Annotated in this window: 5 protein-coding genes and 1 pseudogene; all 6 read left to right on the top strand. The window is 50.8% G+C overall.

Annotated elements, in window-relative coordinates; translation table 11 throughout:
- A partial coding sequence (locus ACGF7G_RS11425) for a thioesterase domain-containing protein (protein WP_387465566.1) occupies positions 1 to 1623 on the top strand: 1623 nt, incomplete at its 5' end.
- Positions 1624 to 2280: 657 nt separating this feature from the next.
- Positions 2281 to 2454, top strand: a pseudogene (locus ACGF7G_RS11420) (DcrB-related protein); the annotation flags it as partial.
- 21 nt (positions 2455 to 2475) lie between these two features.
- Entirely contained in the window at positions 2476 to 2793 is a 318-nt protein-coding gene (locus ACGF7G_RS11415) for a hypothetical protein (RefSeq protein ID WP_387465564.1), read from the top strand.
- Positions 2787 to 3062, top strand: a complete 276-nt coding sequence (locus ACGF7G_RS11410; RefSeq protein WP_387465562.1) for a hypothetical protein — start codon at positions 2787 to 2789, stop codon at positions 3060 to 3062. The genes ACGF7G_RS11415 and ACGF7G_RS11410 overlap by 7 nt, the downstream gene beginning before the upstream one ends.
- A 309-nt stretch (positions 3063 to 3371) precedes the next feature.
- Positions 3372 to 3527: a hypothetical protein gene (locus tag ACGF7G_RS11405; RefSeq protein ID WP_387465560.1), complete on the top strand. Its 156-nt coding sequence runs from the start codon at positions 3372 to 3374 to the stop codon at positions 3525 to 3527.
- Between the two features lie 1528 nt (positions 3528 to 5055).
- Positions 5056 to 24567 (top strand): amino acid adenylation domain-containing protein, encoded by a 19512-nt coding sequence (locus tag ACGF7G_RS11400; protein WP_387465558.1) that lies wholly within the window; start codon positions 5056 to 5058, stop codon positions 24565 to 24567.
- The last annotated feature ends 297 nt before the right edge of the window (positions 24568 to 24864 follow it).

Raw genomic sequence — 24864 nt, 5'->3', positions numbered from 1 at the left:
CGGGGTCAGCCAGTGCCGCGGGGCGCGGTAGGTGAACTCTATATCGGAGGGGCGGGTATCGCCCGTGGTTATCTGAACAGACCGGATCTGACCGCAGAGCGTTTCCTGGATGATCCATTCTCAGTGATGCCGGGTGCTCGCATGTATCGGACAGGTGACCTTGCCCGTTATCTGCCGGAGGGTAACCTGGTTTATGTGGGGCGCAATGATCAGCAGGTGAAAATCCGGGGATTCCGTATAGAACCCGGCGAGATAGAAGCGCATTTGATGGAATACCCTGCCGTTCGGGAGTCACTGGTGGTCACTGATGGTAGAGGGGAGGATAAACGTCTGGTTGCTTATGTGGTCGCGGATGATGAGGAAGGACTGGCGCAACATTTGCGTTCGCATCTGTCAGCCCGATTACCCGAATATATGATACCGCCAGCATTTGTCCGGCTGGATGCTTTCCCGCTAACCCGGAACGGTAAGTTGGATCGTCAGGCATTACCCGCACCGGACGAAAAAGCGGTTGCCCGTCAGATTTACGCTGCACCACGAGGAGAAACAGAAATCGCATTGGCGGACATCTGGCGTGAATTACTGGGGATTGAACAGATCAGCCGGCATGACAACTTCTTCGCTTTGGGCGGCCATTCACTGCTTGCCATTCGAATGGTAAATCTTATCGCCGGTCAGGGTTTGATTTGTACATTGAATGCCTTGTTCCAATTCCCTGTGTTGTCCGAACTGGCAGCAAAAATCACCTCAGATTTGCTGTCTCAGCCGCAGACTAGCGCCATATCGGTGCGACCGGGCGGAACGGAGCTGCCATTGTTCTTTGTGCCCAGTGGAATGGAAGATTATTCCTATGTGTACGGGCTGGCTCAACATATCCGGTCAGACTATCCGGTTTATACGCTGCCCTGGCCGTCCATCAGTGAAGAACCGATGGCGACCATGGAAGAACATGCGGCCAGAATGATCAACTTGATGAAAGCGGTTCAACCGGCAGGCCCATATCGGATTGCGGGTTACTCTTCCGGCGGCATATTGGCTTATGCCATTGCCCAGTGGCTTTTACATGCCGGGGAGGAGGTTAACTTCCTGGGATTGATTGATACGCCGGCTCCTCATGATGTCAGTGAGGAGCCTGTGCAACTCAACCATTTGTTCTTTGCCGTGTTAGTAAAGCAGTTTGGGGAGGAACATACAGAAGAGGTTGCGGCATTGTACCGGCGAATTGATGAGCTGAATTTGGTGCAATTTATTGAAGCGGCACAGGAATTGGCGTTATATCCCGCCAGTCTGCGCCCTGATTTAGTCGCAAAACGTTGGGAGCAGGGAGAGCATTATATACAAATAGTCGAAGAGTATGAGCCGCAGGCATTAGCGATAACGCTGCATCAGTTTTATGCGATGGAACCTTGCCCTCCTAATCCTTTTATTGCGGATGAAGAGCCGAAACCTTTAACCATGGATCCATCGTTAGGTTGGGGGCGGGTAATGCCTGACTCTCTACTTCAGTTGATTGCTGTTCCGGGTAACCATGCGAGTTTGATGGAGAATAAGGAACATAGAACCGCTTTAGCTCAGGCCCTGAATAGGGCATTGGCAATGTATTGTGATGAGGAGGCGTTGTAATACTAATATATTAAGAAATATAGAATAATTTAATGTTAGTGTGATAATCCGGTATATATTGTTTATATCGGATTATTTTTATATTAAAACAAGATAAGGAAATGGATAATTATTATGTGAATCTATTAGATTAAATCAATCTCTGATAAAGACGTGAAAATAATAGCTGGCCTTAATGGCTTAGGTTATCAGCCACATCTGTGCGCTTTTAAGCCAGCTATTCTTAAACAGAGTTGATTATTCTCAATATCATAAAAAATACAGCGTTAAGCTTCTCTGGTAATTAATACCAGGTCTATCAACCGGGCAAGGTAACTAGGTTGAATAAAGCTTTAGTGATTTAGCTAATATAAAACTATAAAACCGGTTTCCAGCGAGATTATCGGCATCTTTTGTGACCTAAATCGCATTTTATTACATTCATTGGTGATTAATTCTCCGGGCAATCAAGACATAGCCGATTTTTTATTATATCTTTTTGTCTGAATATTAAACGGACAACATTATTGATTGTATACATTTATTGATGACTGAGCAGGAGAGACGCCCTGCATTTGTTTAATCAGGATTATCAATGTTGTTGCTCTGTTCGGCATGCCTGCATAAGACGAAAGAAAGATGGATAATCAAGCCCGTTGTCGGTTCACTGAAGGCAGCATTCTGTTACCGGAAGGCTATCAGGAACAGACGGTCAACATCCTCATCGCGCCCGAAGCCCCGGCGCTGAATATCTCGCGTGATCAGTTAATCGAAGGCGGCTTGGCAGGTGGATTAAACCTGTATCAGTATGCGCCCAATCCGGTGACGTGTATCGATCCTTGGGGATTAACAAATGTTACTGTCTGTCGGTGAATGGGGCTAACAGAATATCAGCAAATGGTTGATATAGGTCGTGTTGTACAAAGTTCTACTGGTACTACTCATGTAGCTTATCCAGTAGACGTTAATGCCTTTGGCAAGCAAGCTAAGAATGGAACTATGTATGTTGAATTTGATGTTTCGAAGAAATCTTTAATTCCAACTAATGAGGGCTGGGCGAAGATTGTTGGTCCCGATTCTCTTGAAGGATGTTTAGCTAAACGTAAGGGGCTACCTGTCCCTGGAATGCCATCAGCAGAAAATGTAAATGTGAAGGCGACTAAGACTGATGGAAGGATAAAAAAATGTTAGTAAATTTTGAAAACTGGTTGCGAGAGCATGAAAATTACAAATTTGTTATTAATAATAATGAATTATCTGACAGTCTAATTATTGATATTGATGAAGAAAATTGCCTTGCCAGATTTACTCTATGGGATGATTTGAGTTGTATGTCAGAAGTCATTAATGTCAGTACAGGCCAATACATGCTGGACAAAAGGGAAGAATTTAATAATCTTGAGGAATTATTAATTATATTTAAGGAGTTCACCAAGGCTGTAAGTTCACTATTACCTTAATTTACGTATCATTATTAAATGAAGGCCAGAAGATCCTCCAGCCTGATTGATGATCTATTGAGGCGAATAACCACGGCAAGCCAGCGCTGACTGGAGCTTATAGATCGCATCCTTAATCTAATACGCTTCCTCGTCATTCACCGCACAGGCCTGTATTTCAAACCAACACAGCCGCTTAACCCGTTGGGCCAGTACCAGCACTTCAATGCTGGTCAACTGGAAGTAACAAAAACATGAGATTATATTAAAACATTTAACAGAGTTAACCGCATAGCAAAAAAATAACAGCAGCGTTTATCGGTATTAAAAATGATTAAAGAAATGGACTTTGATTTTAATATCATTAGTATATCCATTACCCCCTTTGGTTCTAAACCAAAAAATCAAATACAGGAAAAACAGGAAAACGCTTGGAATAAGAATGGCTTTACTCGACATCACCCTTTTAACCGTGGTCGGATTTAACTATAAGTGCAGTTCTTTAAAAAGACATTAATCAAATTTAATCGAAATCCATTAACCATTAACAGAAAATTGAAAAAATCAGTGAAAAAAGAAAAGAGGGTGACTTATGAAAACTGTTTAAAATTTCCAGTAAAACAGCATCAGAAAAGATAAAAAGCAAGTATGATTAACGTTGATTAAACGTAAAACATAATATACCTGATGATTAAACTTAATGAAAATCAGGTGTTAAAAATAGTGAAAACAATGGTTAAAACATTATTATACTAATCAAAATCATCGATTAAAAAATGGTTTTTAATCACTATTTAAAACCTACCCATTATAAACCCATCTGTGAAAAATGAAAAAAATCGGCCTGATTAATGCTTATATACCGCGTAAAAAAATAAATAAAAATATGGAATAAGTTAATCAGACAATGTATTTTAAAAAAGGATCCGACTTTAATAACGTTTTCAACCGAGGAATAAATTTTTCATCAGCCAATTAAGTAATCGTTAATGAAAAAATGGAATAATATACAGACTAAATAATTTATTAATTGAATTAATATTAATTCTATAATCTCTATTTTACATTGAAATAATTAGTGGCGATAATTATGGGAAAATGATAAATATAATCCTTTTTATATATTTTACTAATATCTTAAAATTGAATAATGTTAAATGGATGATCTGTTTTTACTACGCAATATTAAATATCGCTGAATGTCATATAAATCACATTGTTTTATTATTTAAAAATGATATATAATTTATTTATTTGGTTTAAAATTATTTATTGATGGTGTTAAATATAGTGTAAATTATATTTTATTATAATCTAATTATTACGAGATAATATGTCGTCAAGTCATTTTTAATGTGTATTTTCCCGTTTATGATATTTGATCTGATGGTGTTTTTTATATTTAAAACAATGTGTTATGAATTATTTTAATCTGATGTTATGTTTTACATAATTAAATTTATAGGATTGTATTGTCAATGTTGAATAAGTTGTATTTGGCGTTTCGCATCCGTTAACTCTTGGCAAAAAAGGTCTATTATATAGGCGATTATCAAAGTAATTTTTTGATAATTTAAGATAAGTTATTTTGCCTTTAAGAATGCTTAATGTTTTTTTTTGAATAATTTTAATTGGGTATTAATGGGAGGGGGCGAAATATAACATTAATTTGGTATTTATTTAATAATAAATGCAGTTAACAATTCCATTTTAATTGTTGAGTTCAATATCAGCTAATAAGAGCTGTAGAAAACCAAAGGCGCTTACCTTAAAATAGAAATGAGAAATAATATCTTATTCCGGCTCATAAGATGAATTATTTACTCTATTGTCAAGGGAATTAGTGCCAAAGAATTGCTAATTATATGGCTATTAACCGGGCTATGACATCCCGTATCCAAGTATATTGAATTAATTTTTATTTCTTGAGGGTAAGAAGTAAGAGAACAACATTGATGGTAACTGTCGGCAATGACGGTTTTCAAATTTCTAACAGATTCGTTGAGGTAAATAGATGAAAGATAACGTTGCTAAAATGGGAAGTGCTTGTAAAGTGGAACTCCTCTCTCAAACGTCAGAAAACATAACCGACGCGCCACAACCGACTCAAAATACAGACAATATCCTCCAGGCGTTCACCCTCAGTGAATCATTTTGGTATGAGCGTCTTGCCGCTTTGCGGCCATTCCAGTTACCTTTCGAAATAACCGGGGATCAGGCAGAACCCAGATGGATCATGAGTGCCTGGCAGTCTCCGTTGCTAAAAAAAGGTGAAGAGAACCCATTACAGGTACTATTACAGGCATTCGTTATCTATCTTGCGCGTTTGACTCAGCAGACCGAATTCCAAATCGGTTGGGGAGTGAATACGTTAAATGAGACACCGGCAGATTTGGCGCCTGTGGTGCCTATGGCTGTTGAGGTGGCATTTGATAAGCCGTGGGGGGCGGTTGCTGACTGGATTAATGACGAGCTTGCCCGGCTGGTGCAGCACCGGACATTTAGTCATGATCTCCTTACCCGCTTGCCTTCATTGCAGGCTATCCCGGCGCTGACAACCCACCGGCCGTGGCAGATCGCCGTCTCGGCGATACAGGGTGACAGACAGGATGAGCAGGCGATACTCGGTGAATTGTTGACGCTCCAGGTGAATACACAGGGCGGTTTTCGCTGGATATACGATGCAAACCGTCTGAGCGAGGAGGTGGTTCAGCGGATGGGTGAGCATTTACAGGTATTAGTCTCGTCAAAAAGAGGGGATGAAATCCCTGTCTGGCAGCTAAATTTATTGCCAGAGGCTGAACGTACATTATTGCTGGAAACCTGGAACACCACAGAAACTCCGTACCCTGATGCGTTATGTATTCATCAGCTGTTTGAACAACAGGTAGAGCAAGCTCCACAGGCGACGGCGTTGGTGTATCAAGAGCAGATCCTCAGCTATGCCGAATTAAATGCTTGCGCCAACCGTCTGGCCCATCAACTGATAGCGCTGGGTGTCACTCCGGATCAGCCGGTGGCAATTTGTGTGGCACGCTCCCCGACAATGGTGGTGGCTTTGCTGGCGGTGTTGAAAGCCGGCGGTGCTTATGTGCCGCTGGATTCAACCTATCAGGCAGAACGGTTGGCGTATATCCTGAATGATACAGCTCCATCCGTGGTGTTGGCTGATGTGACTGGCCGGATGGCGCTGGGCGAGGAAGCGCTGGCCGGGTTGACGGTACTGGATCCGCATACCCTGCCAGACCAGTCGGTCAGTAACCCACAGCTCCCGGCGTTGACCCCCCAGCATCTGGCTTACATCATCTATACCTCCGGTTCAACCGGCCAGCCGAAAGGGGTGATGGTCGAGCATCAGGCGATTTATCAACGTTATCTGGGTTTTAATGAGACTTACACCGTCACCGCACAAGACCGGGTGTTGCAGTTTTCCGCTTTTGCCTTTGATGTTTCCGTAGAAGATTTCTTCTCGTCATTATGCAACGGGGCCACGCTGGTGATGCGGGATGATAATTGGTTGGCTTCGGTGCCGGTGTTTATTGATTTAACCCGGCAATATCGCATTACGGTAATGTCACTGCCGACCTTATTCTGGTCTGAACTGGCAGCCAGAGATAATGGATTACCGTTACCGGATTGCCTCCGGCTCATTATTATTGGTGGTGAGGCGGTCAAAAAGAACGCGGTTCAGGACTGGTTTACCCAGGAAGGCCACCGGCCCCGGCTATTGAATGGTTATGGTCCGACGGAAAATACCGTGACGGCGACCTATAAGGACGTGTTATCCCCGGAAGATGCGCGCTCTATCGGTCGGCCGACTAAAAATGTTCGCATCTACCTACTGGACAAAGATGGTCAACCGGTACCAATAGGTTGTGTTGGCGAAATGTATATTGGTGGCGTCGGGGTGGCACGGGGTTATTTGAACCAGCCGGCGTTGAGTGCGGAACGTTTTATGTCGGATCCCTTTAGTCCGGTAGAGGGTGCACGGATGTATCGCTCCGGGGATTTGGCCCGTTACCTGCCGGACGGCGATCTGGAATTCCTGGGCCGTAACGATGAGCAGGTGAAAATCCGTGGTTTCCGGGTTGAGCTGGGGGAAATTGAAACCCGGTTGATGGAACATCCGGCGGTGCAAGAGGTGGCGGTATTGGCGCTGGATGGCAGGCAAGGCAAACGTTTGGTTGCCTATGTGGCAGCGCAAGTGCATGAGGGATTGGCTGCCGATTTGCGTGCACACTTGAGTGCCATTTTGCCTGACTATATGGTGCCAGCGGCTTTTGTGCATCTGAATACCTTTCCGCAGACCCCAAGTGGCAAGTTGGATCGTCGGGCATTACCGGCACCGGGGGAAAACGATTTTGCCCGTCAGATCTATGAAGCCCCGCAAGGGGAAGCCGAGATAACTCTGGCGGCTCTCTGGCGTGAGTTACTGGGTATTGAGCAGATCAGCCGGCATGACAGCTTCTTTGCGCTAGGCGGGCACTCACTGCTTGGCGTGCAGATGATTGAGCACTTGCGTCACTTGGGGTTGACCCTGGCGGCGCGTGATCTGTTCCAGTCGCCGGTGCTGTCAGATTTGGCCCAAACGTTGGGGCAGCATCAGGCCGTGATAGTGCCGCCTAACGTGATTACACCGACAACCACGGCGCTGACGCCTGAGATGTTGCCGTTGATTGATTTGACTCAGGCTGATATTGACCACATTGTCGAGCAGGTGCCGGGCGGGATCACCCATATTCAGGATATCTATGCGCTGTCGCCGTTACAGGACGGTATCCTGTTTCACCACGTGTTGGAACAGGAAGGCGACCCGTATCTGGTGCTCTATCCGGTGGTCTTTGCTAACCGCGCTCTGCTGGATCGTTATTTGGCGGCAGTGCAACAGGCGGTTGATCGCCACGATATTTTGCGTACCGCCTTTATCTGGCAAGGATTATCTGTGCCGACGCAGGTGGTTTGGCGTCAGGCAACCTTGCCAGTGACGGAACTGATGCTGGACCCGGTTGATGGCCCGGTCATTGACCAGTTAACCCGGCGTTTTGATCCCGGGCAATATCGTATTGATTTGAGTCAGGCCCCGTTACTGTATTTTGTCGTCGCCCAAGAAACCGATGGCCGTTGGTTTTTACTGGAATTACAGCATCACTTGATCGGCGACCATGAAACGATGGAAGTGATGAAACATGAAGTTCAGGCATATTTTTCCGGGCAGGCTGAGAGCCTGCCGGTCCCGGTGCCGTTCCGCAATCTGGTGGCACAGGCCCGGTTGGGAGTGAGTCGGGAAGAACACACCCGTTTCTTTACCGACATGTTGGCCGAAGTGGATGAGCCGACGCTGCCGTTCGGGCTGACGGCGGTGCATCGTGATGGCTCGCGGGTGACGGAATCCTTCCGGCTGCTGACACCGACGTTAAATGATCGCCTTCGTCATCAAGCCCGGCGTTTGGGTGTCAGTCTGGCAGCGTTGTGTCATTTAGCTTGGGCACAGGTCCTGTCGCGTACCTGCGGACAGGAGCAAGTGGTGTTTGGCACTGTACTGTTTGGGCGGATGGCGGCGGGAAACGGCGCGGACAGTGGGATGGGGCTGTTTATCAATACGTTGCCGCTGCGGTTGGATATGGATGAGACCTCGGTCCGAGACTGCGTGCAGGTGGTGCATCTGCGGCTGGCCGGGTTATTGGCGCATGAACATGCTTCACTGGCGCTGGCCCAGCGGTGCAGTGGCGTTGCCAATGGGACGCCCCTTTTTAGTGCCCTATTAAACTACCGGCATAATAAGCAGCCGGATCTACTGGATGAAACGATGGCCGGGATTGAATTCCTGGGCGAACAGGAACGGACTAACTATCCGTTTGGGCTGTCGGTGGAGGATGGCGGTTCTTCTTTGGGGCTGACTGCTTATGTAGTGCAGCCGTTTGATCCGGAAAGAATATGCGGTTATATGCAACAGGCGCTGGAGAGTTTGGTCGCGGCGCTTGAGAAGGCCCCGGAGACCCCGGTACGGGCGCTGAATATCCTGCCGGAAACGGAACGCACGTTGTTGCTAAAAATCGGGAACACGACGGAAACCCCTTATCCTGAGCCGTTATGTATTCATCAGCTGTTTGAGCAACAGGCAGAGCAAACCCCGCAGGCCACGGCGTTAGAATATCAAGATCAGATCCTCAGTTATGCGGAATTAAATGCCCGCGCTAACCGGCTGGCTCATCAACTGATGGCGCTGGGGGTGACACCGGGCCAGCGAGTGGTGATTGGTGCGGCCCGTTCACCGATGATGGTGGTGGCTTTGCTGGCGGTGCTGAAAGCCGGTGGCGCTTATGTGCCACTGGATCCGGCTTATCCCAGAGAGCGGCTGGTGTATATCCTGAACGATACCGCCCCGTCGGTGGTTCTGGTTGATGAGACTGGCCGGAAAGCGCTGGGTGAAGAGGCGCTGGCCGGGCTGACGGTGCTGGACCCAAATATCTTGCCGGACCAGCCAGATCGCAATCCACCGCTGATTGGATTGACGCCACAACATCTGGCGTATGTGATTTACACCTCCGGTTCAACCGGGCAGCCGAAAGGGGTGATGGTCGAACATCAGGCGGTGTATCAACGTCATCTGGGGGTGAATGAGGCCTATACCATTACGGCACAAGACCGGGTGTTGCAATTTGCCTCTTTTGCCTTTGATGTGTTAGTGGAAGAGTGTTTCTCGTCATTGTGTCGTGGTGCCACGCTGGTGATGCGGGATGATAGCTGGCTGGCATCTATGCGGGAATTTATTGACTTATCCCGGCAATACCGTATCACCGTGATGTTTCTGCCAGCGTCGTTTTGGTCCGAACTGATGATCGCAGATGATGCATTGTCGCTGCCGGATGGGCTCCGTTTGATGGTTTTTGGTGGTCAGTCGGTCAAAAAGAGTGCCATTCAGGCATGGTTTACCCAGGAAACCCACCGGCCCCGACTATTGAACGCGTATGGCCCGACAGAAAATACGGTGACGGCGACCTGTAAGGAAATATTGTCTCTGGAAGATGCGGGTTCTATCGGACGGCCACTTAAGAATACCTGTGTCTATCTGTTGGACAGAGAGGGGCAACCGGTACCATTAGGCGGCATTGGCGAAATGTATATTGGTGGTGTCGGGGTGGCTAGGGGTTATCTTAACCGGCCAGTGTTGAGTGCAGAACGTTTTATGCCGGATCCCTTTAGCCCGGTATCCGGAGCGCGTATGTACCGCACCGGGGATTTGGCCCGTTACTTGCCGGATGGCGACCTGGAATTCCTGGGCCGAAACGACCATCAGGTGAAAATCCGCGGCTTCCGAGTTGAACTGGGGGAAATTGAAACCCGGTTGATGGAATACCCGGCAGTGCAGGAAGCGGTGGTGCTGGCGCTGGATGAAGGACGAGACAGACGGTTGGTCGCCTATGTGGCGGTAGAAGCAAATGACGGGTTAGTTGCCCGTTTGCGCGAACACCTGAGTGCAGTTTTACCTGATTATATGGTACCGGCGGCTTTTGTGCGTCTGGATGCCCTCCCGTTGATGCCAAACGGCAAGTTAGATCACCGGGCGTTGCCGGCACCGGGAGAAGAAGATGTTGCCCGTCAGATTTATGCCGCCCCGCAAGGAGAGGCTGAGATGGCCCTGGCCGCCATCTGGGGTGAGTTATTGGGCATTGAGCAGGTCAGCCGGCATGACAGTTTCTTTGCGTTGGGCGGTCATTCACTGCTCGCCGTGCGCATGATTGAACGCTTGCGTCATCTGGGGTTGACCCTGACGGCGCGTGATCTGTTCCAGTCGCCGGTGCTGTCTGAACTGGCGCAAACATTGGGGCGGCATCACGCGGTGAGGGTACCTGCCAATGTTATTACGCCAGCCACCACGGTGTTAACACCGGCGATGTTGCCGCTGATCGATCTGACTCAGCCAGAGATTGACGATATTGTCGGGCAAGTGCCAGGTGGGGTTGCCAATATTCAGGATATCTATGCGTTGTCACCGTTGCAGGACGGTATTTTATTTCACCACTTACTGGCAAGCGAAGGTGATCCGTATTTATTAGCCGGTCAGATGGCTTTTGCTGATCGGTCTCTGCTGGACCGTTATCTGGTCGCGGTGCAACAAGTCGTTGATCGCCACGATATTCTGCGTACCGCCTTTATCTGGCAAGGATTGTCTGTGCCGGCGCAGGTGGTCTGGCGTCAGGCCCCTTTGTCAGTGACTGAATTGACACTGGACCCGGTTGATGGGCCGGTTTGTGATCAACTGGCTCAACGTTTTAATCCCTGTCATTATCGCCTTGATTTGAGCCAGGCCCCTTTGCTTCGTTTTGTGATTGCTCAGGAGACCGATGGCCGCTGGTTTTTACTGGAATTGCAACATCACTTGCTTGGCGACTATACCACAATGAAAGTGATGCACCGTGAAGTGCAAGCGTATCTTGCCGAACGTGAGGACAGTCTGCTTTCCCCGGTTCCGTTCCGTAATCTGGTGGCACAGGCTCGGCTGGGGGTGAGTCAGGAGAAGCATACTCGTTTCTTTACCGACATGCTGGCGGTGGTGGATGAGCCAACGCTGCCGTTCGGGCTGGCGGAGGTGCATCGTGATGGCTCAAGAGTAACGGAAGCCTACCGGATGCTGACGGCTGGGATAAGTGATCGCCTGCGCCGTCAGGCTCGGTGTTTAGGCGTCAGTCTGGCGGCGTTGTGTCATCTGGCCTGGGCACAAGTCCTGTCGCGAACCAGCGGGCAGGAGCAAGTGGTGTTTGGCACTGTGCTGCTTGGGCGGATGGCGGTGGGAGAAGGGGCTGACAGTGGGATGGGGTTGTTTATTAATACTCTGCCGCTGCGGCTGGATATGGATGGAACCCCGGTACGGGACAGCGTGCGGGCGGTGCATCTGCGGCTGGCCGGGTTGCTGGAGCATGAACACGCCTCACTGGCGCTGGCCCAGCGATGCAGCGGGGTTGCCAGCGGTACACCCCTCTTTAGTGCCCTGTTGAACTACCGGCATAATGAGCAGCCGGATCCACTGGATGAAACGATGGCCGGGATTGAATTCCTGAATGAACAGGAGCGCACTAACTACCCCTTTGGCCTGTCGATAGAGGATGATGGCACCACATTGGGGCTGATCGCTCATGTGGTACAGCCGTTTGAACCGGATCGGGTATGCGGTTATATGCAACAGGCGCTGGAGAGTTTGGTCGCGGCGCTTGAGAAGGCCCCGGAGACCCCGGTACGGGCGCTGAATATCCTGCCGGAAACGGAACGCACGTTGTTGCTAAAAATCGGGAACACGACGGAAACCCCTTATCCTGAGCCGTTATGTATTCATCAGCTGTTTGAGCAGCAGGCAGAGCAAACCCCGAATGCCACGGCGTTAGAATATCAAGATCAGTCCCTCAGTTATGTGGAATTAAATGCCCGCGCTAACCGGCTGGCTCATCAACTGATGGCGCTGGGGGTGACACCGGGCCAGCGAGTGGTGATTGGTGTGGCCCGTTCACCGGTGATGGTGGTGGCGCTGCTGGCAGTGTTGAAAGCCGGTGGCGCTTATGTGCCACTGGATCCGGCTTATCCCAGAGAGCGGCTGGTGTATATCCTGAACGATACCGCCCCGTCGGTGGTTCTGGTTGATGCGACTGGCCGGAAAGCACTGGGTGAGGAGGCGTTGGCCGGGCTGACGGTGCTGGACCCAAATATCTTGCCGCACCAGCCAGACCGCAATCCACCGCTGACTGGATTGACGCCTCAACATCTGGCGTATGTGATTTACACCTCCGGGTCAACCGGTCAGCCGAAAGGGGTGATGGTCGAACATCAGGCGGTGTATCAGCGTCATCTGGGGGTGAATGAGACCTACGCCATTACGGCACAAGACCGGGTGTTGCAATTTGCCTCTTTTGCCTTTGATGTGTTAGTGGAAGAGTGTTTCTCGTCATTATGTCGTGGTGCCACACTGGTGATGCGGGATGATAGCTGGCTGGCGTCTATGCGGGAATTTATTGACTTATCCCGGCAATACCGTATCACCGTGATGTTTCTGCCCGCGTCATTTTGGTCCGAACTGATGACCGCAGAGAATGCGTTGTCATTACCCAATGAGCTCCGGTTAATGGTTTTTGGGGGGCAGGCGGTCAAGAAGAACGCCATTCAGGCGTGGTTTACCCAGGAAACCCACCGCCCCCGACTATTGAACGCGTATGGCCCGACGGAAAATACCGTGACGGCGACCTGTAAGGAAATATTATCTCTGGAGGATGCGGGTTCTATCGGCCGGCCGCTGAAGAATACCTGCGTCTACCTGTTGGACAGAGAGAGTCAACCGGTACCATTAGGCGGCATTGGCGAAATGTATATTGGTGGCGTCGGGGTGGCGCGCGGTTATCTTAACCAGCCGGCATTGAGTGCGGAGCGTTTTATACCAGATCCGTTTAGTTCGGTATCCGGTGCGCGCATGTATCGTACCGGAGATTTGGCCCGTTACCTGCCGGATGGCGACCTGGAATTCCTGGGCCGAAACGACCATCAGGTGAAAATCCGCGGCTTCCGGGTTGAACTGGGGGAAATCGAAACCCGGTTGATGGAACATCCAGCGGTGCAAGAGTCGGCAGTGCTGGCGTTGGATGATGGGCAGAGTAAACGGCTGGTGGCCTATGTAGCTGCGGAAGAGAAAGAGGGGTTGGCTGTCCGTTTGCGCGAACACCTGAGTGCAGTTTTACCTGATTATATGGTGCCGGCGGCTTTTGTGCGTCTGGATGCCTTCCCGTTGATGCCGAACGGCAAGTTAGATCACTGGGCGTTACCGGCACCGGGGGAAGAAGATGTTGCCCGTCAGATTTATGCCGCCCCGCAAGGAGAGGCTGAGATGACCCTGGCCGCCATCTGGGGTGAGTTATTGGGCATTGAGCAGATCAGCCGGTATGACAGCTTCTTTGCGTTGGGCGGTCATTCATTGCTTGCCGTGCGCATGATTGAATGCTTGCGGCGTATCGGTTTGGGCATATCGGTACAAACGCTATTTCAGCATCCAACACTCTGTGTTCTGGCACCGTCTTTGGTTCAGCACAATGAAATTCTGGTGCCTGATAACCGTGTTACCCCGGATACGGTGGCGTTGACCCCGGACCTGTTGCCGTTGATTGATCTGACCCAGCCTGAAATTGATCTCATTGTCGGGCTGGTGCCTGGGGGGATCAATAATATTCAGGATATCTATGCGTTGTCGCCGTTGCAGGATGGCATTTTGTTCCACCATTTGCTGGAGAGTGAAGGCGATCCGTATCTGTTGATCAGTCAGATGGCTTTTGCTGACCGGACGCTGCTGGATAATTATTTGACGGCGGTTCAACAGATAATTGATCGGCACGATATTTTACGTACCGCCTTTATCTGGCAAGGATTGTCCGTGCCAGCGCAGGTGGTTTGGCGTCAGGCCCAATTATCCGTCACTGAATTGACGCTGGATCTGGCCGACGGGCCGATCAGTGACCCGTTAATCGGGCATTTTAACCCAGGTCATTATCGTCTTGATTTGGGCCGGGCACCTTTGCTGCATTTTGTGATTGTGCAGGAAGGCGTTGGGGGACGCTGGATCCTGTTTGGATATCAGCATCATCTGATTGGTGACCATACCACGCTGGAAGTGATGCATCGTGAAGTGCAGGCGTATCTTACCGGTCAGGAGGCGAGCCTGCCTGCACCGGTGCCGTTCCGCAATCTGGTGGCGCAGGCCAGATTCGGTATCAGTCAGGAAGCGCATACCCGTTTCTTTACCGAGATGTTATCGGAGGTCGATGAACCCACCCTGCCGTTCGGGTTGACGGAGGTGCATCATGATGGCTCGCAGGTGACGGAATCCCATCGGATGTTGACGAGCACACTGAATGACCGTTTGCGTCGTCAGGCCCGGTGTTTAGGCGTCAGTCTGGCAGCGCTGTGTCATCTGGCTTGGGCGCAGGTGTTATCGCGTACCTGTGGTCAGCAGAAAGTGGTGTTCGGCACCGTACTGTTTGGGCGTATGCAGGCGGGAGACGGTGCTGACAGCGGGATGGGATTGTTTATCAATACTTTGCCATTACGGTTGGATGTGGATGAGACCCCGGTACGAGATAGCGTACAGGCAGCCCATAACCGACTGGCTGGATTATTGGCTCATGAACATGCCTCACTGGCGCTGGCCCAGCGTTGCAGTAGTGTGTGCGGTGAGATCCCCTTGTTTAATAGTCTGTTGAACTATCGACATAATGCCTTGCCGGATACGTCGGATGAACTGATCAGCGGTATTGAATTTATTAGCGGACAGGAGCGGACCAACTATCCATTAGCGCTCTCGGTGGAGGATTTTGGTGGATCCTTGGGGCTGACGGCTCAGGTAGTGCAACCATTTGATCCGGACAGGATATGCGGTTATATGCAGCAGGCGCTAGAAAGTCTGATCGAGGTGTTGGAACAAGCTCCGGAGACCCCGGTACGGGCAATGAATATTTTGCCGGAAACGGAACGCACGTTGTTGCTGAAAACCTGGAATACCACGGAAACCGCGTATCCTGAGCAGTTATGCATTCATCAATTGTTTGAACAGCAAGCGAAGGAAAACCCAGAAGCTACGGCTTTGGTGTATGAAAACCAGCCCCTCAGTTATGCCGAACTGAATGCCCGGGCTAACCGGTTGGCTCATCAATTGATGGCGCTGGGTGTAGAGCCGGAACAGCGGGTGGCGATTTGTGTGGCCCGTTCCCCGGCAATGGTGGTGGGATTGCTGGCGGTATTGAAAGCCGGTGGCACTTATGTGCCACTGGATCCGGCCTATCCGGGTGAACGTCTGGCAAATATTCTGATCGATGCCACACCGGTTATCTTGTTGGCGGATAATGCCGGATGTGTCGTACTGGGTGAGAAAGTACCGGCAAGTCTGACGGTACTTGACCCGAATTTACAGCCAGACCAGCCGGACAGTAACCCACAGCTACCGGCATTGACCGCACGACATCTGGCGTATGTGATTTACACCTCCGGTTCGACTGGCACGCCAAAAGGGGTGATGGTCGAGCATCATAGTGTGGTTAATCTGGCTTTGGCACAAATTGCCCGGCTTGACGTGAGTGTAACTAGTCGGATCTTGCAATTTGTTTCCTTTGGTTTCGATGCCAGTGTCGCGGAAATGATGACTGCATTGGGCGCTGGGGCCAGCTTGGTTATTCCTGCCGACACGGTTCGTCAGGATCCGTTACGCCTTTGGCATTATCTGGAAGAACAGCAAGTGACGCACGCTTTCCTGACATCAGCTCTGCTCCAGGAAGGGGGCGATTTACCGGCGATGACGATCAAGCCAACATTGATACTGGGGGGTGAAGTGCCCAGCACGGCGCTGTTCCAGAAATTGTGTGGCAGGGTGAATCTGTTTAATGATTATGGTCCGACAGAAAGCACGGTGTGCGCCACCGCCTGGCATTGTCCACCAGACTATGCGGATACAGGGGTTCCTATCGGTCGCCCGACGGCCAACACGCGGGTTTATCTGTTGGATGCCTTCGGTCAGCCAGTAGCACTGGGAGCGGTGGGGGAATTGTATATTGGCGGCGCGGGTGTGGCGCGGGGTTATCTAAACCGCCCTGACTTGACGGCAGAACGTTTCCTTCTGGATCCGTTTAGCGATAAACCGGGTGCACGGATGTACCGAACTGGGGATTTGGTCCGCTACCTGCCGGACGGTAATCTGGTATTTGTTGGTCGTAATGACCAGCAGGTTAAAATCCGCGGTTTTCGTATTGAGCCGGGAGAAATCGAAGCGCGGCTAACAGAGCACCCGGCAGTACATGAAGCGCGGGTATTGGCGTTGGATGATGGGCAGGATAAACGGCTGGTGGCTTATGTGGTGGCACCAGAGGAAGACGGGCTGGTTAACAGTTTGCGTTGCCATCTGAGTACAATTTTGCCTGACTATATGGTGCCATCGGCCTTTGTGCGTTTGGATGTCTTCCCATTAACCCCGAACGGCAAGCTGGATCGCCGGCTGTTGCCGGCTCCGGGGGAGGGGGCGTTTGCCCGTCAGATTTATGCCGCCCCGCAAGGGAAGATAGAAACAATGCTGGCGGCAGTCTGGTGTGAGTTGCTGGGAGTTGAACAGGTTAGCCGGCATGACAGTTTCTTTGCGCTGGGTGGTCATTCACTCCTTGTTGTACGGATGATTGAACGATTGCGGCGTATCGGTCTGGGCGTATCGGTACAAACGTTATTCCGGCATCCAACACTTCATGTTTTGGCACAGTCTTTGGTTCAGCATGATGAAATTCCGGTGCCAGATAACCGTATTACACCGGATACGGTGGCGTTGACCCCGGATCTATTACCGTTAATTGATCTGACCCAGCCTGAAATTGATCACATTGTCGGGCTGGTGCCTGGGGGGATCAATAATATTCAGGATATCTATGCGTTGTCGCCGTTGCAGGATGGCATTTTGTTCCACCATTTGCTGGAGAGTGAAGACGATCCGTATCTGTTGATCAGTCAGATGGTTTTTGCTGACCGGACGCTATTGGATAATTATTTGACGGCGGTTCAACGAATAATTGATCGGCACGATATTTTACGTACCGCCTTTATCTGGCAAGGATTGTCTGTGCCGGCGCAGGTGGTTTGGCGTCAGGCCCAATTATCCGTCACTGAATTGACGCTGGATCCGGCCGATAGGCCGATCAGTGACCCGTTAACCAGCCGTTTTAACCCAAGTCATTATCGTCTCGATTTGAGCCGGGCACCTTTGCTGCATTATGTGATTGTGCAGGAAAGCACTGAGGGCCGCTGGATCCTGTTTGAATATCAGCATCATCTGATTGGTGACCATACCACGCTGGAAGTGATGGATCGCGAAGTCCAGGCGTATCTTACCGGTCAGGAAGCGCATTTGCCTGCGCCGGTGCCTTTCCGCAATCTGGTGGCGCAGGCCCGGCTCGGTATCAGTCAGGAAGCGCATACCCATTTCTTTACCGACATGCTGGCGGAGGTCGATGAACCCACCCTGCCGTTTGGGTTGACGGAGGTGTATCGTGATGGCTCACAGGTGACGGAATTCCAGCGGATGTTGACGAGCACACTGAATGACCGTTTACGTCATCAGGCCCGGTGTTTAGGTGTCAGTCTGGCAGCACTGTGTCATCTGGCTTGGGCGCAGGTGTTATCGCGTACCTGTGGTCAGCAGAAAGTGGTGTTCGGCACCGTGCTGTTTGGGCGTATGCAGGCAGGAGACGGTGCTGACAGCGGGATGGGATTGTTTATCAATACTTTGCCGTTACGGTTGGATGTGGATGAGACCCCGGTATGGGACAGTGTGCAGGCAGCCCATAACCGACTGGCTGGATTATTAGTACATGAACATGCCTCACTGGTACTGGCCCAGCGTTGCAGCGGTGTGCGGGGTGAGATCCCCTTGTTTAATAGTCTGTTGAACTATCGGCATAATGCCTTGCCGGACACGTCGGATGAACTGATCAGCGGTATTAAATTTATTAGCGGACAGGAGCGGACCAACTATCCATTGGCGCTATCAGTGGAGGATTTTGGTGGATCCCTGGGGTTGACGGCTCAGGTAGTGCAACCGTTTGATCCGGACAGGATATGCGGTTATATGCAACAGGCGCTGGAGAGTTTGGTCGCGGCGCTTGAGCAGGCCCCGGAGACCTCGGTACAGGCGCTGAATATCCTGCCTGAAACGGAACGCACGTTATTGCTGAAAACCTGGAATGCCACGGAAACCGCGTATCCTGAGCAGTTATGTATTCATCAATTGTTTGAACAGCAAGCGGAGGAAAACCCAGAGGCTACGGCTTTGGTGTATGAAGAGCAGACTTTCAGTTATGCCGAATTAAATGCCTGTGCCAACCGGCTGGCACATCAGTTGATCGCACTGGGTGTCGTACCCGACCAGCGGGTGGCAATTTGTGTGACCCGTTCCCCGGCAATGGTGGTGGGATTGCTGGCAGTATTAAAAGCGGGTGGTGCTTATGTGCCACTGGACCCGGCCTATCCGGGTGAGCGTTTGGCGAATATTCTGATCGATGCCACGCCGGCTATTTTGTTGGCGGATAATGTCGGACGTACAGCGTTGGGTGAGAAGGCACTGACAGAACGGGTTTTGCTTGACCCGAGTAGCCTGTTTGACCAGCCGGACAGCAATCCGCAGACACCTGAACTGACTGCACGACATCTGGCGTATGTAATTTACACCTCCGGTTCGACCGGCACGCCGAAAGGGGTGATGGTCGAGCATCATAGTGTGGTTAATCTGGCTTTGGCACAAATTGCCCGGCTTGACGTGAGTGTAACCAGTCGGGTATTGCAATTTGTTTCCTTCGGTTTCGATGTCAGTGTCGCGGAAATGATGACTGCATTGGGCGCTGGGGCCAGTTTGGTCATTCCAGCCGACACGGTTCGTCAGGATCCGTTACGCCTTTGGCATTATCTGGAAGAACGGCAAGTGACGCACGCTTTCCTGACACCGGCTTTGCTCCAGGAAGGGGGTGATTTACCGGCGATAACGATCAAGATAACATTGGTATTGGGGGGTGAAGCGCCCAGTACGACGTTGCTCCAGGTGTTGTGTGACCGGGTAAATCTGTTTAATGATTATGGCCCGACAGAAAGCACAGTGTGCGCCACCGCCTGGCATTGTCCACCAGACTATGCGGCGGATACAGGGGTTCCTATCGGGCGTCCGACAGCCAACACGCGGGTTTATCTGTTGGATGCCTTCGGTCAGCCAGTAGCACTGGGAGCGGTGGGGGAATTGTATATTGGCGGCGCGGGTGTGGCGCGGGGTTATCTAAACCGCCCTGACTTGACGGCAGAACGTTTCCTTCTGGATCCGTTTAGCGATAAACCGGGTGCACGGATGTACCGAACCGGGGATTTGGCCCGTTACCTGCCGGACGGCAACCTGGTGTTTGTTGGCCGTAATGACCAGCAGGTTAAAATCCGTGGTTTCCGTATTGAGCCGGGAGAAATTGAAGAGCGACTAACAGAACACCCGGCAGTACGTGAAGCGCGGGTATTGGCGTTGGGTGACGGGGCGGATAAACGGCTGGTCGCCTATGTGGTGGCCCCGGCGGAGGACGGGCAGATTGACAGCCTGCATTCCTGCCTGAGAGCTGCTTTGCCTGACTATATGATACCGGCGGCTTTTGTACGCTTGGAGGCTTTTCCGTTAACTCCTAACGGTAAGCTGGATCGTCGGGCATTGCCGGTTCCGGGGGAAGAAGCCTTTGCCCGTCAGCGCTATGAAGCCCCGCAGGGGGAAGCTGAAATTGCGCTGGCCGCTATTTGGCGTGAGTTGCTGGGGATTGAACAGATTGGCCGGTATGACAATTTCTTTGCGCTGGGTGGCCATTCGCTGCTGGCGGTGCGGATGATGAACCGGGTAGCGGCGTTAGGTATCGAACTGCCACTGAACACGTTATTTGAAGCCCCCACTTTAATCGCCTTTGCTGAGGTAATGCGTGCCCAGTTTGATGAACAGCACAAAGTATTGCCTGTCATCATGCCGATATCCCGTGAGGGGGGGCTACCGCTATCATTTGCCCAACAGCGTCTGTGGTTCCTTGCCCAGTTTGAGGGGGTTAGTGATACCTATCATATTCCGATGGTACTGCGCTTGTGTGGTCAGTTGGATATCGTTGCCTGGCAGCAGGCGCTCGACACGTTGTTTGCCCGCCATGAAGCGTTACGTTCGGTCTTTGTCTCCGTTGACGGTCAGCCACAAGTACAACTGTTGGCGGCGGATCGTGGCTTGCCGTTGTCTCAATATGACCTGCGTGGGACACCGGATGCTGAAACCGTGCTTGAACGCCTGAGTGTCGGGGAAGTCCGCACGTCATTTGACCTCTGTCATGGTCCGCTTATTCGTGCTTCTCTGATCCGACTCACAGATGATGAACACCAGTTCTTGCTCACCCAGCATCACATTGTGTCAGACGGCTGGTCTGTAGGCGTGTTGATGAGTGAGTTAAGTGCTCTCTATACCGCTTTTCTTGCTGGGCAATCTGACCCGCTACCGCCATTGGCGATCCAATACCCTGATTACGCTGCCTGGCAGCGTCAGTGGCTGCCAGCTGAACGGGTTCAAGTCCAATCTGACTATTGGCGTACCATGCTGGCTGACGCGCCGGTGTTGCTGGATTTGCCAACCGATCGACCACGTCCTCCCCTGCAATCATTTGCGGGGAATATGGTGCCCATCGATCTGGATGCGGAATTGACGCAATCCCTTAAGCGCTTGAGCGAACAGCAAGGCGTCACGTTATTCATGACGCTGTTGTCAGCCTGGGCGACGGTCCTGTCGCGCTTGTCAGGTCAGGAGGATGTGGTTATTGGCACACCGAGTGCAGGCCGCAGTCGCCAGGAGGTGGAATCCCTGATTGGTTTCTTTGTCAATACGCTGGCTTTACGTATTGATTTATCGGGGGCACCAAATGTGATTGAGTTGCTGGCGCGTATGCGGCAAACCGCATTGGCGGCACAAGAGCATCAGGATTTACCGTTTGATCAGGTGGTGGAAATTGTACAACCACCGCGCAGACTGGCACATACCCCGCTGTTCCAGGTGATGTTTGCCTGGCAAAATAATGAGAGCCCGCCATGGGAACTGCCCGAGTTGGCTGTCTCATCGGTTGATCCGGTTCTTGATATAGTCAAGTTTGATCTGGAACTGGAACTGTCTGAGGAAGAAGAGCGGATTGTGGGTACACTGAGTTACGCTACCGCTCTGTTTGATCAATCCACAATCGAGCGCTATGTGGGGTATCTGCACACGGTACTGCGAGTCATGGTGGCTCATCCTCAACGGCCGGTTGGGGAAATCGATATTTTAGCTCCGGCAGAGCGCAGGCTGCTGATGGCAACCTGGAACGCTACTGAAACAGCTTATCCTGACCTGTTGTGCATTCATCAGTTATTTGAACAACAGGCAGAGAAAACGCCAGATGCGACGGCACTGATGCATGAAGATCAGACTCTCAGCTATGCCGAACTGAATGCCCATGCTAACCGGCTGGCACATCAACTGATTGTATTGGGCGTGGAACCGGATCAGCGGGTAGCGATTTGCGTGTCACGTTCATCGGCAATGGTGGCGGGATTGCTGGCAGTATTAAAAGCCGGTGGCGCTTATGTTCCATTGGATCCGGCCTATCCGGGTGAACGTTTGGTGCATATTCTGATGGATGCTGCGCCGGCTATTTTGTTGACGGATAATATCGGGCGTACAGCGTTGGGTGAGGAAGCACTTACAGGATTCACCGTGCTTGACCTGAATTCATTACCAGCCCAGCCGGACAACAACCCACAGGTACCGGCATTGACTGCACAGCATCTGGCCTATGTGATTTACACCTCCGGTTCGACCGGCAAGCCGAAAGGGGTGATGGTCGAGCATCATAGTGTGGTTAATCTGGCTTTGGCACAAATTGCCCGGCTTGACGTGAGTGTAACCAGTCGGGTATTGCAATTTGTTTCCTTCGGTTTCGATGTCAGTGTCGCGGAAATGATGACTGCATTGGGCGCTGGGGCCAGTCTGGTCATTCCAGCCGACACGGTTCGTCAGGATCCGTTACGCCTTTGGCATTATCTGGAAGAACGGCAAGTGACGCACGCTTTCCTGACACCGGCTTTGCTCCAGGAAGGGGACGATTTACCGGCGATAACGATCAAGCCAACATTGGTATTGGGGGGTGAAGCGCCGAGCACGGCGTTGCTCCAGGTGTTGTGTGACCGGGTAAATCTGTTTAATGATTATGGCCCGACAGAAACCACGGTGTGCGCCACCGCCTGGCATTGTCCACCAGACTATACGGATACAGGGGTTCCTATCGGGCGTCCGACAGCCAACACACGGGTTTATCTGTTGGATGCCCAGGGCCAGCCGGTACCTTTGGGGGGCGTCGGTGAGCTGTATATTGGTGGCGCGGGTGTGACACGGGGTTATCTAAACCGCCCTGACTTGACGGCGGAACGTTTCCTCCTGGATCCCTTTAGCAATAAACCGGGTGCACGCATGTACCGAACCGGGGATTTGGCCCGTTACCTACCGGACGGTAATCTGGTATTTGTTGGTCGTAATGACCAGCAGGTTAAAATCCGCGGCTTCCGTATTGAGCTGGGAGAAATCGAAGCGCGGCTAACAGAGTACCCGTCAGTACGTGAAGCGCGGGTGTTGGCGTTGGGTGATGGGCGGGATAAACATCTGGTGGCTTATGTGGTGGCTGAGGTAAATGACAGATTAGCGGCCAATTTGCGCGCTCATCTGAGTACACAATTGCCTGATTATATGGTGCCAAGTGCTTTTATGCGTCTGGATGCCTTCCCGCTGACCCCGAATGGCAAGCTGGATCGTCAGGCATTACCTGCACCGGACGAAAAAGCTGTTGCCCATCAGGTTTACGTTTCTCCGTATGGGGAAACAGAAACGGCATTGGCGGCGATTTGGTGTGAATTGCTGGGGGTTGAGCAGGTCAGCCGGCACGACAGCTTCTTCGCACTGGGCGGTCACTCACTGCTTGCCGTGCGCATGATAAATCTTGCCGCCAGTCAGGGGATGATTTGTACATTGAATGCTGTGTTCCAATGCCCGGTATTGTCAGAATTGGCGGCGAAGATCACCTCAGATTTGCAGTCTCAGTCACAAAGCAGTGCCATACCGGTGCGAACAGGTGGAACAGAGTTGCCGTTGTTCTTTGTGCCCAGTGGAATGGAAGACTATTCTTATGTCTTCGCGCTGGCTCAACATATCCAGTCAAGCTATCCGATTTATACGGTATCTTGGTCGTCCATCAGTGATGAAACGGTGCCAACGATGGAAGAGCAAGCGGCCAGCATGATCAGCTTGATGAAAGCGGTTCAATCGGCAGGTCCGTATCGGATATGTGGTTACTCTTCCGGCGGTATATTGGCTTATGCCATTGCCCAGCAGCTTTTGCATACTGGTGAGACGGTGAACTTCCTGGGATTGATTGATACGCCAGCACCTCATTATGTCAGCGAACAGCCTGTGCAGCCTAAACATCAGTTCTTTGCTGAGTTGGCAAAGCAGTCTGGGGAGGAACGCCCAGAAGAGGTTGCGGCGTTGTACCGGCAAATTGATGAACTGAATTTGGTGCAATTTATTGCAGCAGCGCAAGAATTAGCATTATACCCCGCCAATCTGCGCCCTGATTTAGTTGCAAAAAGTTGGCAGCAGATAGAGCGTTATGCGCAAATAGTCGGAAATTATGAGCCGCAAGGACTAGCGGTAACGCTGCATCAGTTTTATGCGACGGAACTTCCCCCTGCGAGTCCTTTTGTTACGGATGAAAAACCGAAACTGTTAACTGTCGATCGATCATTAGGTTGGGGACAAGTCATGCCTGATTCTTTACTCCAATTGATTGCTGTTCTGGGTGACCATTTTAGTTTATTGGAGAATAAGGCTCATAGAATTGCTTTAGCTCAAGCGTTGAATAAGGTGTTGGCAATCGGTTGTGATGAGGAGACACTGTAATACGGGTATATTAAGGAATATTGAATAATTTAACGTTGGTGTGATAATCCGGTATACATTGTTTATACCGGATTTTTTCGAGTTAGAACAGAATAGGGAAAGGGATCATTTCCATAAATAATTGTCTTTGGATCGTCTCTTATCTGTTTTTCTACCCAAGTAAATCATTAGGATAAAGCAGAATATGATCAAGTTGTTACAAATAATCCAGCCAGACAGTGATCTGTTATTGCTTGAAATCCAAGAAAGTTCACACATGGCTAATCTTCTTGGCAGGATAGTTAATTTTGTATTAAG

It is taken from the genome of Photorhabdus sp. RM323S, assembly GCF_042879375.1.
Lineage (GTDB): Bacteria > Pseudomonadota > Gammaproteobacteria > Enterobacterales > Enterobacteriaceae > Photorhabdus > Photorhabdus tasmaniensis.
The sequence above is the reverse complement of the archived record's forward strand: the minus strand, read 5'-3'. Positions and strand labels throughout refer to the sequence as shown.

Excerpts from the sequence above, each read along its gene's own strand:
- ACGF7G_RS11415 (WP_387465564.1), top strand. The coding sequence starts at position 2,476 with ATGGGGCTAACAGAATATCAGCAAATGGTTGATATAGGTCGTGTTGTA.
- ACGF7G_RS11410 (WP_387465562.1), top strand. The coding sequence starts at position 2,787 with ATGTTAGTAAATTTTGAAAACTGGTTGCGAGAGCATGAAAATTACAAA.
- ACGF7G_RS11405 (WP_387465560.1), top strand. The coding sequence starts at position 3,372 with ATGATTAAAGAAATGGACTTTGATTTTAATATCATTAGTATATCCATT.
- ACGF7G_RS11400 (WP_387465558.1), top strand. The coding sequence starts at position 5,056 with ATGAAAGATAACGTTGCTAAAATGGGAAGTGCTTGTAAAGTGGAACTC.